11 protein-coding genes and 1 pseudogene are annotated in these 13,001 nt (G+C 40.1%); 8 read left to right on the top strand and 4 right to left on the bottom strand.

Features of this window, described 5'->3' with window-relative positions; all coding sequences use genetic code 11:
- Nucleotides 1-12: 12 nt before the first annotated feature.
- Complete coding sequence (locus tag IGI37_RS11915) at nt 13-255, bottom strand: AbrB/MazE/SpoVT family DNA-binding domain-containing protein (protein WP_438762188.1); 243 nt, start codon at nt 253-255, stop codon at nt 13-15.
- 879 nt (nt 256-1,134) lie between these two features.
- Nucleotides 1,135-2,517 (bottom strand): MATE family efflux transporter, encoded by a 1,383-nt coding sequence (locus tag IGI37_RS11910; protein WP_438762186.1) that lies wholly within the window; start codon nt 2,515-2,517, stop codon nt 1,135-1,137.
- A 244-nt stretch (nt 2,518-2,761) separates the two neighbouring features.
- Here IGI37_RS11910 and trxB point away from each other — a divergent pair, with 244 nt between their 5' ends.
- From trxB to IGI37_RS11870, 8 genes are all read left to right on the top strand, one after another.
- Nucleotides 2,762-3,694 (top strand): thioredoxin-disulfide reductase, encoded by a 933-nt coding sequence (gene trxB / locus IGI37_RS11905; RefSeq protein WP_438762184.1) that lies wholly within the window; start codon nt 2,762-2,764, stop codon nt 3,692-3,694.
- Nucleotides 3,695-3,938: 244 nt separating this feature from the next.
- The gene (locus tag IGI37_RS11900; protein WP_438762183.1) at nt 3,939-5,666 is read left to right on the top strand and encodes a phospho-sugar mutase; all 1,728 of its coding nucleotides are present in this window, start codon (nt 3,939-3,941) and stop codon (nt 5,664-5,666) included.
- 183 nt (nt 5,667-5,849) lie between these two features.
- A complete protein-coding gene (locus IGI37_RS11895; RefSeq protein WP_438762180.1) occupies nt 5,850-6,143 on the top strand; it encodes an ArsR/SmtB family transcription factor in 294 nt (97 codons plus the stop codon).
- A gap of 132 nt (nt 6,144-6,275) precedes the next feature.
- A complete protein-coding gene (locus tag IGI37_RS11890; protein WP_438762178.1) occupies nt 6,276-7,565 on the top strand; it encodes a homoserine dehydrogenase in 1,290 nt (429 codons plus the stop codon).
- 3 nt (nt 7,566-7,568) lie between these two features.
- On the top strand, nt 7,569-8,627 hold the full coding sequence (gene thrC / locus IGI37_RS11885; protein WP_438762177.1) for a threonine synthase: 1,059 nt from the start codon (nt 7,569-7,571) through the stop codon (nt 8,625-8,627).
- The gene (gene thrB / locus IGI37_RS11880; protein WP_438762175.1) at nt 8,624-9,487 is read left to right on the top strand and encodes a homoserine kinase; all 864 of its coding nucleotides are present in this window, start codon (nt 8,624-8,626) and stop codon (nt 9,485-9,487) included. The genes thrC and thrB overlap by 4 nt, the downstream gene beginning before the upstream one ends.
- A 166-nt stretch (nt 9,488-9,653) precedes the next feature.
- Complete coding sequence (locus IGI37_RS11875) at nt 9,654-10,925, top strand: O-acetylhomoserine aminocarboxypropyltransferase/cysteine synthase family protein (RefSeq protein WP_438762174.1); 1,272 nt, start codon at nt 9,654-9,656, stop codon at nt 10,923-10,925.
- A 1-nt stretch (nt 10,926) separates the two neighbouring features.
- Nucleotides 10,927-11,853 (top strand): homoserine O-succinyltransferase, encoded by a 927-nt coding sequence (locus IGI37_RS11870; protein ID WP_438762172.1) that lies wholly within the window; start codon nt 10,927-10,929, stop codon nt 11,851-11,853.
- Nucleotides 11,854-11,868: 15 nt separating this feature from the next.
- On the opposite strand, the pseudogene IGI37_RS11865 reads toward IGI37_RS11870, so the two are convergent.
- Nucleotides 11,869-11,991 (bottom strand): annotated as a pseudogene (locus IGI37_RS11865) (DUF3788 family protein); the annotation flags it as partial.
- A 98-nt stretch (nt 11,992-12,089) separates the two neighbouring features.
- The gene (locus IGI37_RS11860) at nt 12,090-12,932 is read right to left on the bottom strand and encodes a pyruvate, water dikinase regulatory protein (RefSeq protein ID WP_438762170.1); all 843 of its coding nucleotides are present in this window, start codon (nt 12,930-12,932) and stop codon (nt 12,090-12,092) included.
- Nucleotides 12,933-13,001 lie beyond the last annotated feature (69 nt).

Here is a 13,001-nt window from a genome sequence, read left to right as displayed (position 1 = left end):
TGATGCTCCTTCTTAGTGATTCGCTAACTCACCAATTAATTCATGATATTGATTAATCGTGTTCTTTATTACTTCATCAATAGGAATCTCTTCATTTTTTTCTAGTACAACTTTATCATTTTTAATAGAAAAAGAGATAGTACCACCACTTTTGATACCTAAATGTTCCCTAACTTGTTGCGGAAGAGTGATTACATCACTGTTTTCAGCCTTGCACACTTTATAGGTAGTCTTAGTTCCTGTTTTCTCTGACATCATCAGTTCCTCCTAAATAAGTGTTGGTGTATGCACATTAACACCATGTAAGTCTTTTGTCAAAAAGATAGACACGATGGTTTGTAGATACATTTCATTATAAAGCCAGACTGATTATCTCTATTTCTAAATAACACCTAATAACTAGCTATTTATTTTTTAGTAGCAAGAATCCCTTTAATCGTAAAAAAAGAGGTTGGGACAGAAATGTTTAACTCCGAGTACTGTGCAACATCAACTCATGCTTCGTTGTGTTTTACAGCACCGATTAGGTACTGTGCAACATCAACTCATGCTTCGTTGTGTTTTACAGCAATAAGAGGGAATCCACGGAAATAACAAGAAACACGAAAGCCTTTCTTTCGATGTTGATTGATTCCTACGTGGTGCTCTTCAAATTTTTGTGACCAGGTAGGTACTGTTCTACATCTATTTACTTTGTAAATAGATGTAGAACAGCAATTTCAGCTTATTTTTCGAACCTTCAACTCTAGCATGTCCCATGCGTAGAAGTTGTTGAGAGCGGAACAACGTCCTTCAATTCTTAAGGTGTTCCACCTTTAGAGATTGATGAGATCGAAGTGGTTTTACGGAGTGAAGACCTTCAACTCTAGCATGTCCCATGCGTAGAAGTTGTTGAGAGCGGAACAACGTCCTTCAATTCTTAAGGTGTTCCACCTTTAGAGATTGATGAGATCGAAGTGGTTTTTACGTAGTGCAGACCTTCAACTCTAGCATGTCTCATGCGTAGAAGTTGTTGAGAGCGGAACAACGTGAAGATGGAGTTGCTTCTGTGCCCACCGTTTATTCGGGAAATAGGAGCATGGGCATAACTTTTTGAGTTATGTCCCATGCTCCTCTAACTATCAAAAATTTTTCCTACAGCGTAGCAGCTGTTTCTTTCGTATCATCTTTGTGGACGACCGCTTTGTTTTTCCAGACACCTGAACGCCAACGGATAATCATAAAAATACTTCGTAAACCTTCGTCAATCGCATAAGCAATCCAGACACCGATAAGTCCGAATTTGAAGAAAATAGCCAATGAATAAGAGAAGGGTAGACTAATAACCCAAAGAACAAGTAGGCTACAGATAAGCGGGAATTTCACATCGCCACTTGCATTTAACGCACCGACCAAAATCATATTGATGGCGCGTGCACATTCTAAGAAAATCTCAACAAAGAAAACGCCCTTAGCGATGGCAATTACTTCAACATTGGTTGTGAATATCCCCATTATCGGTTCAATAAAAATCCATGTAACAATACAGATACTAACGGAGGCAACAACACCAATCTTCATCGTCCGCATCCCTCGTGCACGAGCGCGTGAAAATTCACCCGCCCCAACATTTCGCCCAATCATAATTTGATTTCCTTGGCTTAATGAAGAAGCAATCAGATAAACAAACTGAGAAATAGCTGTTACATAAGATTTCGCGACCAGGACACTTGAGCCTAGAGAGGCAACAATCATCGTTACGACCACCTGTGCTCCTTGATAGGACAAAGATTCCCCTGACGAAGGGAGCCCATAAGCGAGAATCTTTTTGACAAACTCCATGGAGATGTTGCGAATACGAACCGAAAGAATTGAAAATCCAATATGCTTTTTCAATAAATAACAAGCAATCAATAACCCAATTGTATTCCCAAAAACACTGGATGCTGCTAATCCGTCAACACCCAAATGTGGTAGCCCAAATGGACTATATAAGGCGACATAATTGCCAATAACTGCTAAAATACTTGCACACATTGGGACTAAAAGAGCCGGCTGGGTGAACCCATGACTTCTCATCACCGCAATAATCGTTGCAGTGATTGCCGAAATAAATAGACTGCCACCAAAAATTCGTAAATAACCATCACCTATAGAAATCAATTCTTGATCTAAATTCATAAAACGAAGTAAGGGACCTGCAAAAAAAAGAAACATCAAGCTAATAAATAGCCCGATTACCAAAGCCCCAAATAATGCTGAATTGATGACGGTTGGGATTTTTTCTTTTTGTTTAGCACCAATCAACTGGGCAATAATAATTTGCGTGCCCACTGTAATAAATCCGTAAATGAAGACCGTCAGATTTAACAGCTGATTGGCCGCACCGACTGCCGCAACAGCTGGTTCTGAGTAATGTGAAATCATCCAGACATTAATATTTCCGATGACCACACGTAAAAACATTTCAATAAAAATTGGCCAACTTAAAAAAAATAATTCTCTGTCAGAAATCGTTAAAAACTTCCTTTTATTCAATTGTATGTAACCCTCCACTTCTATATAATAGATATATCGTGATGATTTTACAGGAGAGAAAATAAATGTCAATAGACTATCTTCTCAGTTTTACTGGACTATATTATTCGTTTTTTTCATAGATGATTGCTGAAATCAAAGAATCACTTATAAGTAGAAAGTCGAACAAGCAGAAAAGTAGACATTTAGCCGTTTCACTTGTAAAGTAAATTTACTTTGAAATTTAATTGGAGGTATTCCTACTATGTATGACGTAATTATTATTGGAGCTGGCCCCGCAGGAATGACGGCTGCTCTTTACGCATCTCGCTCAAATTTATCCGTTTTAATGATTGAACGTGGCGCGCCGGGTGGTCAAATGAACAATACAGCTGAGGTTGAAAACTACCCTGGATTCGAGTCAATTATGGGTCCTGAGCTCGCTTATAAAATGTATGAGAGTGTCACTAAGTTTGGGACAGAAAACGCCTATGGGATTGTTCAAGATGTCATCGACCATGGCGACTATAAAGAGATTGTCTGTGAAGATGCCAGCTACAAAGGGAAAACAATTATTATTGCGACTGGCTGTGACCACCGTAAATTAGGTGTGAAAGGCGAAGAAGAATTTGCCGGTCGTGGGGTTTCTTATTGTGCGGTTTGTGATGGCGCCTTTTTCCGTAATCGTCGCTTAGTTGTTGTCGGTGGCGGAGATTCCGCAGTCGAAGAAGCTATCTATCTAACACAATTTGCCTCTGAAGTGGTGATTGTGCATCGCCGTGATCAGTTACGTGCACAAAAGATTATTCAAGACCGCGCGTTTGCCAATGAAAAAATTTCCTTTATTTGGGATACTGTAGTTGAAGAAATTGTGGGGGATGAAATGGTTATGACAGGCGTGAAGCTTCGTAATGTCAAAACGAATGAAACCTCTGAAACACCTGCAAACGGCATCTTTATCTATGTTGGTTTAGATCCTTTGACCGCGCCTTTCAAAAAAATCGGCTTAACAAACGAAGCAGGTTGGATTGAAACGGATGAAGAAATGCGTTCAAAGATACCTGGAATTTACGCTATCGGAGATGTTCGTGAAAAAACCTTACGTCAAATTACAACAGCAGTAGGTGATGGTGGAATCGCTGGCCAACAAGTTTACAAATATTTAGAAGAGTTAGAAACACCTGAAACGATTAGTTAAAGGTAATCGTGGATCAATATTTATCAAAAAAGACTATTTATACGTTGATTTCTAGTACAGTGACCACCAAAACGTCCGACCTAACATCGACCTTTTGGGTGGTTACTTTACTACCAACGATAATGGTCTTTTTTACATTTATTCTAGATGAAAGACGTCTTTTTCATGTAGACGACTTTCATCTAGAATTCATGAATGGTATACTCTAAAAAGAAATCATTATTTTAGAAAGAGGTGTCGTGTCATGTCTTGGGAACAAGTCTATGAACAATGGCTAAACGAAACAAGTCTTGAAGAGAACCTAAAACAACAATTAAATACTTTAAAAGAAGATCCTGTTCAACTAGAGGATGCTTTCTACGCACCACTTGAATTTGGAACAGCGGGCATGCGTGGAATCTTAGGCCCAGGAATCAATCGTATGAATATCTACACCATCCGTCAGGCGACAGAAGGATTGGCACGTTTTATGGATGCACAGGATCCTGATACTAGACGACGTGGCGTAGCGATTGCTTATGATTCTCGTCATATGTCACCAGAATTTGCTATGGAAGCAGCGAAAACTTTGGCAAAACATGACATCCCATCTTTTGTTTTTGAAAGCTTACGCCCAACACCAGAACTTTCATTTGCCGTTCGCCACTTGAATGCTTTTACAGGAATTATGATTACTGCGTCTCACAACCCAGCAGCCTATAATGGCTACAAGGTGTACGGAGAAGACGGCGGACAAATGCCCCCAGCAGATGCGGATGCTTTAACAACTTATGTACGTGGGATTGAGAATCCTTTAGAAGTGGCTGTTTTATCAGATGAAGAAGCAAAACACAGCGGCCTAATCTCGATTATTGGAGAAGAAGTTGATTTGGCTTACTTGAAAGAAGTAAAAGCCGTCACCATTAATCCAGCCCTTGTAAAAGAAATGGGTAAAACGTTAAAACTAATCTATACACCCCTTCATGGAACAGGAAAAATGTTAGGTGAAAAAGCCTTACAACAAGCTGGGTTTGAACAATTCAAATTAGTTCCAGAGCAAGCAATTGCTGATCCTGATTTCACAACAGTTAAATCACCTAACCCAGAAGAACATTCTGCCTTTGAGTATGCGATTCGTTTAGGTGAAAAAGAAAATGCGGACTTACTGATTGCAACGGATCCAGATGCTGACCGTTTAGGCGCAGCTGTTCGTTTGCCAGATGGTCGTTACCAAGTCCTGTCAGGTAACCAAATTGGTGCGTTGATGATTCAATATATCCTTGAGGCCCACAAACAAGCAGGAACACTTCCTGAAAATGCAGCTGTCTTAAAATCAATCGTTTCTAGTGAATTGCCAACTGCGGTAGCTAATAAATATAACACTAAGATGATTAACGTCTTGACTGGTTTCAAATTTATTGCTGAGAAGATTCAACAATTTGAAGAAGATCACACACAAACGTTCATGTTTGGTTTTGAGGAAAGTTATGGCTATCTTGTGAAATCATTTGTTCGTGACAAAGATGCGATTCAAGCACTTGTTTTATTAGCCGAGGTTGCGGCCTTCTATAAAAAACAAGACAAGACTCTCTACGATGCTTTAACAGCGATGTTTGAAGAGTATGGCTATTTTGCTGAAAAAACAATTTCTGTCACAATGAGTGGGATTGAAGGCTCAGCCAAAATTGCAGCATTGATGACGAAATTCCGCGAAGAAGCACCTAAAGAGTTCGCAGGCGCTAAAGTGGTTCAAACAGAGGACTTCCAGTTATTAACAAAAACAGATGCAACTGGAGCAACCAAAGCCCTAACGACACCACCATCAAACGTTTTAAAATATGTGCTTGAAGATGAATCTTGGATTGCCGTACGCCCATCTGGAACTGAACCAAAAATCAAATTCTATATTGGGGTTAAAGGGAGCACACAAGCACAAGCAGATGAAAAGATTGCGGCTTATGAAGCAAGCATCAACCAAATCACTGAAGGCTAGAGAAAAAAATGGCATGCAGTACGCGTAGAGAACGACCCTCTGTCTATAAAACGGAGGGTTTTTCTTTCGCCTACAAAACAAAATTTTTGAGCAAAGTAAAACGAATTTCTCGAATAATTCAGGAATTCTGCTATACTAGATTTAGCTTTTCTAACAAACGACCAACTAAAGGAGGGACTGTCCGTGAAAGGAAAAACGCAACAAGAAATAGAAAAAGTGAGTCAGTTATATAAAGTTTTAAGTGACCCTACGCGTTTGAAAATTTTATTTTTCTTAAAAGCCGGCGAACAAAACGTGACGTCGATTAGTCAAGAAGTCGACATGGAACAATCGGCCGTTTCCCACCAGTTAAAGCTGTTGCGTGATAACCGTGTCGTGAAAGCACGTCGAGAAGGAAAAACAATGCTGTATAGCTTAGATGACCATCATGTATTGGACATCTTAGATCAAACCTTTGAACATGTTCAACATCACTAAAAAGTAGCTAGGATTTTTCCGGTTTTTATCGGGAAAACCCTAGTTTTTTTTTCTGATTTTCGGTATACTAAGACGGTGAACATTAAAGAAAAATGATAATATTTTAATGTAGATATTATTTTTGGAGGATGTATGGAAGAAAAGTTGAAGATTGGTTTACTAGGACTAGGCGTTGTTGGTTCTGGGGTACCAGAAATACTCATTGCACATCAAGAAAAAATTCGTCAAGTAACTGGGATGGATATTGTCGTGGACAAAGCCTTTGTTCGTGAGATTGAGACCAAACAAGCCTTAGGAGACGCCTTTAATATTCAGTTAACGACCTCAATTGAAGATATTTTAGATGATCCTGAGATTTCAATTGTCGTGGAGCTCATGGGAGCCATTGAGCCAGCCAAAACGTATATTTCTCAAGCCTTAGAAAAGGGCAAACATGTCGTAACTGCCAATAAGGATCTTCTCGCTTTACACGGTGGGGAGCTTGTTGCTCTCGCTCAGAAAAACAAGTGCGATTTATACTATGAAGCAAGTGTTGCAGGTGGCATTCCTATTTTGCGAACCATTGCCAATAGCTTGGCAGCAGATGATATTACTAACGTTCTAGGCATCGTTAACGGAACCACAAACTACATGCTCACTCAGATGGTCTCTCACTCAAAAAGCTATGAAGAAGCGTTAAGAGAAGCACAAGAGCTAGGGTTTGCTGAATCGGATCCAACAAATGATGTGGACGGCATTGATGCAGCCTACAAGATGGTTATCCTTAGCCAGTTTGCTTTTGGTATGAATATTGGTATGGAACAGGTTGCGGTCAAAGGGATTCGCGGTTTATCCTTAGAAGATGTTGCCACAGCCAAACAATTGGGCTATGAAATTAAACTAATTGGTGCGGCCAAAAAAGCCGGAAACAGTATTCATGTAGAGGTTTCGCCAATGCTAGTCCCTGTGAAGCATCCATTAGCTTCTGTCAGCAATGAATTTAATGCAGTCTTTATTGAAAGTTCAGGAGTGGGCGAATCGATGTATTATGGTCCAGGTGCGGGCGCTAAACCAACTGCTACAAGTGTGGTTAGTGATCTGATTACCATCGCCAAAAACATTCGTTTAAAAACAACCGGGCACATGTTTAATTCTTACCGACATGAGACGCTTTTAACTGAGGATAATGAAATATTCAGTAAGTATTATCTTTCCTTAGAGGTCCCTGATGAGCGCGGACAATTTTTAAAGCTGGCTGAGATTATGAATCAAGCGGACGTTAGCTTTGACCAAGTCGTACAACAAAAATCAGATGGAAAAACGGCTCGTGTAATCGTCATTACGCACACGACAAGTAAGAAAAATTTAGAAACTGTAAGCAAAAAAATAAATGAAACAACTTCATTTTCTTTAGAAAATACAATGAAAGTTTTGGGGGAATAATGTATGTATGAAGGATTATTAAAACAATATAAAGACTATTTACCAATCACTGAAAAAACGCCAATGATTTCTTTAGCAGAAGGGAATACACCCTTAATTCCTTTGCACAATTTGTCAAAAGAACTAGGCATTACTTTGTATGGGAAATACGAAGGCTTAAACCCGACTGGCTCATTTAAAGATCGTGGCATGGTGATGGCTGTTGCCAAGGCCGTCGAGGAAGGGGCCAAAGCGATTGTCTGTGCCTCTACAGGAAATACCAGTGCCGCAGCCGCAGCTTATGCCACACGTGCGGGCGTCAAAGCCTATGTAGTGATTCCAGACGGTAAGATTGCTATGGGTAAATTGGCGCAAGCGATTGTGTACGGTGCTGATATCATCTCGATTCCAGGCAACTTTGATGAAGCCTTAAAAGCCGTGAGAGATATCGCCAAAACAGAAGCGGTGGCTTTGGTCAATTCAGTGAACCCTTATCGTTTGGAAGGGCAAAAAACAGCGGCCTTTGAAGTCTGTGAACAATTGGGACAAGCACCTGACGTGTTAGCCATTCCTGTAGGTAACGCAGGGAATATTTCTGCTTACTGGAAAGGGTTTAAAGAGTGGCATGAAGTCAAAGGAACTGCTTTACCACGAATGCATGGATTTGAAGCTGAAGGTGCGGCAGCGATTGTTCGCGGTGAAGTAGTGGAGCAGCCAGAAACTGTCGCCACAGCGATTCGTATCGGTAACCCTGCTAGCTGGAAATTGGCAGAAGCGGCCCGTGATGAATCATCTGGTTATATTGATGCCGTAACTGATGAAGAAATTCTAAATGCTTACCGAAAAGTGGCTGCTCAAGATGGGGTCTTTGTTGAACCCGGCTCAGCTGCTTCATTGGCAGGCGTTATCCAACATGTTCAGTCAGGCAAAATTAAACCTGGCGAAACAGTGGTCGCAGTCTTCACTGGAAACGGGTTAAAAGATCCTGATACGGCAATTAACGCAACTGATGTGACCATCTCTAAAATGAGTGACTTAGAAGAAATGCGCATGCATCTACGTGAAGGAGTCGCAAAACTATGAAAATCAGAGTCCCTGCTACGAGCGCTAATTTAGGCCCAGGATTTGATTCTTGTGGAATTGCTTTATCAGAATATCTTTTCATTGAAGTATTAGAAGACACCGACACTTGGATTATTGAACACAACCTTTCTGGAGAAATTCCAACAGATGGGTCAAACTTACTGTTACAGACAGCTTTAGCTTTGGCACCGAACTTATCTCCTAAACGCTTAAAAATGACTTCAGAAATCCCTTTAGCACGTGGTTTAGGCAGTAGCTCGTCAGTCATTGTCGCGGGTATAGAGTTAGCCAATCGCCTAGGAAATTTACATCTTTCAGTAAAGGATAAAGTTCAAATTGCTACAGAGCTTGAAGGACATCCCGACAATGTTGCTCCAGCTATTTGCGGTGGTTTTGTTGTTGCTAGCTTTTTAGATGGCGCGGTTCACTATGTTAAACACCATTTTCCAGATTGTGATGTATTAGCCTATGTACCTAGCCACGAACTATTGACGACAGAAAGCCGTAGTGTCTTGCCAGAGTCAATTTCGTATAAGGAAGCAGTGGCAGCTAGCGGCATTGCTAATGTTATGATTGCAGCGATTTTGAATGGCAATCTGCCTCTTGCAGGTGTCATGATGGAAAAAGATAAGTGGCATGAAAGTTATCGAATGCACCTAGTTCCTCATTTGAAAGATATTCGTGAAATTTGTCATGAAGAAGGCGCCTACGCTTCATTTTTAAGTGGTGCTGGACCGACTATTTTAGTTCTCTCTCCTGAAGAAAAAACAGAGGCTCTTATGGCTCGTCTCACCGAACTAGACGAACAGGCCCAAATCAATTTGTTACATGTTGATAAAGAGGGCGTTCAAGTATTTTAGATGACCAAATGACGAGAGGCACACCAATCACAGGGAAGCAGGAATTGCGTTATGCGCTGAAATGGCCGGCTTTCGTTTAAACTAAGTTCATAAAAAAGGGCTGGTGAGTACGGGATTACTTACCACCTTTTTTTCATAAAAAAACAAAAAATGGAGGATGTTCATTATGGAATTTGAAACAAAATGTCTACACGCGGGGTACCAACCAAAAAATGGCGAACCACGAGTGTTACCAATTGTTCAGAGCACGACTTATACTTATGATTCAACAGAAGAAATCGGTAAACTTTTTGATTTGGAAAAAGCGGGTTATTTTTATACACGGATTGGTAACCCAACCACTGATGCTGCTGAACAAAAAATCGCGGCCTTAGAAGGAGGCGTCGGTGCTCTATGTACTTCTTCTGGGCAAGCCGCAACCTTCTTTGCGTTGTTAAACATCTTGGAAGCCGGAGATCACTTCATCTCTTCTAATCTAATTTATGGAGGCACGTATAACTTATTTGCCCATACCTTTAAAAAAATGGGGATTGAAGTAACCTTTGTTGACCAAACCGCAACTCTAGAGGAATTAAAAAAAGCCATCCAGCCAAACACAAAAGCTGTGTTTGCAGAAACAATTGCCAACCCTGCAATGGCTGTGCTAGATATAGAAAAATTTGCAGACTTAGCACATGATTCTAATGTACCATTTTTTATTGACAATACCTTTGCGACGCCTTACTTCTGTCGCCCAATCGAATTTGGGGCAGACATTGTGATTCATAGTACCACCAAATATCTTGATGGACATGCCGTTCAAACAGGTGGTGTGATTGTTGATAGCGGCAACTTTGATTGGACGAATGGTAAATTCCCGCAACTTAGCACGCCTGATGTGACCTATCATGGACTAGTCTATACAGAAACTTTTGGAAAAGCTGCGTACATTACAAAAGCGCGCGTTCAATTGATGAGAGATTTAGGTGCGACGCCTTCTCCACAAAACTCATTTTTGCTGAACTTAGGGATGGAGACATTAGCTGTCAGAATGGATCGTCATTATCAAAATGCCCTTGAAGTTGCCGAATATTTAGCGACACAGCCTCGCGTTTCGTCTATTTCTTATCCAGGACTAAAAACAGATTCGGAATATGAGTTAGCTCAAAAATATGTCCCAAACGGTTTATGCGGGGTGATTTCCTTTACGATTGAAGGTGGGAAAGAGGTGGCTGCCGCTTGGTTGGATAAGCTTTCCTTAGTGAGTTTAGAAGTTCATGTGGCAGATATCAGAACTTGCGCACTCCATCCAGCAACCTCAACTCATCGACAATTAAGCGAAGAAGAGTTGAAAGCCGTAGGGATCTCAGCCGGACTTGTTCGACTTTCTTGTGGAATTGAAAATAGTCAAGATATCTTAGCCGACTTAGCCCAAGCATTTGCTTTATTGGAGCAATAGTATGCCCATTAAATTACTTGACGGGTTTCCCGCAAAACAAATAATTGAAAAAGAAGATATTTTTGCCATTCAAGATGAACGGGCAGCACACCAAGATATTCGTCCTTTAAAACTTTTAGTGTTGAATCTAATGCCAAACAAAATTGATACAGAAATTCAGCTTCTTCGCTTAATTAGCCAAACACCGTTACAGATTGATGTTGAATTCTTGAAAATTACTGGACATGTCCATAAAAATACCAGTCTTCATCATCTATCAAAATTTTATTTGGAGTTTTCGCAAGTAAAAGACCAATGTTACGACGCGTTGATTATTACAGGCGCCCCGATTGAAACATTGGCTTTTGAAGAGGTTAATTATTGGCAGGAGCTGCAAGAAATTATGGATTGGTCACAGACAAATGTCACCTCGACACTCCATATTTGTTGGGGGGCTCAAGCAAGTCTGTATCACCATTACCAAATAGAAAAAATTCGCTACTCAAAAAAATTGTTTGGCGTTTATTCCCAAGAAACACTTGGAAACCCGCGTCTTCTTAGGGGCTTTGATGATATTTTTTATTGTCCTCAGTCTAGATACACGGGAATTGATGAACAAAAATTATCTGAGTGTCCACTGACTGTCCTTGCTCGTTCAGAAGAAATCGGTGCGACAATCATCGCTTCAGAGAATTATCGAAACATCTTTGTTCTCGGGCATTTTGAATATGACACGCTTTCCTTAGAAAATGAATACACGCGCGATAAAGCTAAGGGACTTGATACGTTACCACCTGCAAATTATTATTCGAAAAGCTCCCATGGACAAGTCAAAAACAATTGGCGCGCCCATGCGAACTTGCTCTATCATAATTGGCTGAATGATGTTTATCAATTCACCCCATATGAACTTGAAGATATCAAGCAAGAAAAATGGACTATAACCTAAGTTACAGTCCATTTTTATCCGAATAAACGGTGGATACAGAAGCAACTCCTTCGGAAATAAGCTGAAATTCACAAAAATTTGAAGAACAATTTCCGTGAATTCCTTCTTATTTCTCGGAGTTAAACACTCCTGTCCCAACCTCTTTTTCTACGAATAAACGGTGGGCACAGAAGCAACACCATCTTATTTCTCGACGTTAAACGCTTCCGTCTCAACCTCTTTTTTAAGGCTCTAGTTTACACCGCTCCGTAATAGCTATGATCTTCTAAATTAAGCGCGTTTAGGATAATCGACGCTGTTTCTTCAATTGAAAGAGTCGCTACATTAATTACTTCACAACCTAGCTTTTTATACAAATCATTAGCGAAGACTAATTCAGCTTTAATTTTTTCAATATCTGAATAAGCCGTGTCGGGGTTTAAACCATAAGACTTCATTCGTTCTTTTCGAATATTGTTCAAAATATCTGGATCATTGGTTAGTCCAACAATTTTCTTAGGATCGACTTCCCAAATTTGTTTTGGAATATGTGCTTGTGGAACGAGTGGAAGATTCGCTACTTTAAGATTTTTGTTGGCTAAAAACAAACTCAAAGGAGTTTTAGATGTCCGCGAAACACCTAGTAACACCACATCTGCTTCTAAGAACCCACGAGGATCTTTTCCATCATCGTATTTTACGGCAAACTCCATTGCTTTAATTCGCTTAAAGTAATTTTCGTTTAGATGGTGTAAAGCACCCGGTTCTCTAGAAGGGGCGATACTAGATCGGCGCTCGATTTCTCTCACTGCCGGTGTTAATACATCAAAACTAAAGAGATCATTTTTCTCACAAAAGTCATTCGTAATCGTTACTAATTCTTCATTAATAATCGTATGTAAGACCATTGCATTTTCTTCTTTAGCATCCTCTAATGCTTTTAATAGAAGCTCCTTGTCATTCACAAAGGTTCTGCGGAATAAATTAAACTCTACAGAAGGGTACTGCGCCATAGAAGCTTGTGCCAATTTGGTTGCTGTTTCACCAGCGGAATCTGAAATTACATAAAACGTGACAATTTCCATTGTTTCATCTGTCATAATAAAAACCTCTCTTGCAAAATTTGATAATTTATTATACCATAAAATCGAAGTCGTAATTCGGAATCG

This window comes from Enterococcus sp. AZ194 (assembly GCF_051713825.1).
Classification (GTDB): domain Bacteria; phylum Bacillota; class Bacilli; order Lactobacillales; family Enterococcaceae; genus Enterococcus_K.
Note: the sequence above shows the minus strand (reverse complement) of the source record. Positions and strands in the feature narration are given on the sequence as shown.

Excerpts from the sequence above, each read along its gene's own strand:
- thrB (WP_438762175.1), top strand. The coding sequence starts at position 8,624 with ATGAAAATCAGAGTCCCTGCTACGAGCGCTAATTTAGGCCCAGGATTT.
- IGI37_RS11900 (WP_438762183.1), top strand. The coding sequence starts at position 3,939 with ATGTCTTGGGAACAAGTCTATGAACAATGGCTAAACGAAACAAGTCTT.
- IGI37_RS11875 (WP_438762174.1), top strand. The coding sequence starts at position 9,654 with ATGGAATTTGAAACAAAATGTCTACACGCGGGGTACCAACCAAAAAAT.
- IGI37_RS11915 (WP_438762188.1), bottom strand. The coding sequence starts at position 255 with ATGTCAGAGAAAACAGGAACTAAGACTACCTATAAAGTGTGCAAGGCT.
- IGI37_RS11890 (WP_438762178.1), top strand. The coding sequence starts at position 6,276 with ATGGAAGAAAAGTTGAAGATTGGTTTACTAGGACTAGGCGTTGTTGGT.
- IGI37_RS11860 (WP_438762170.1), bottom strand. The coding sequence starts at position 12,932 with ATGACAGATGAAACAATGGAAATTGTCACGTTTTATGTAATTTCAGAT.
- IGI37_RS11870 (WP_438762172.1), top strand. The coding sequence starts at position 10,927 with ATGCCCATTAAATTACTTGACGGGTTTCCCGCAAAACAAATAATTGAA.
- trxB (WP_438762184.1), top strand. The coding sequence starts at position 2,762 with ATGTATGACGTAATTATTATTGGAGCTGGCCCCGCAGGAATGACGGCT.
- thrC (WP_438762177.1), top strand. The coding sequence starts at position 7,569 with ATGTATGAAGGATTATTAAAACAATATAAAGACTATTTACCAATCACT.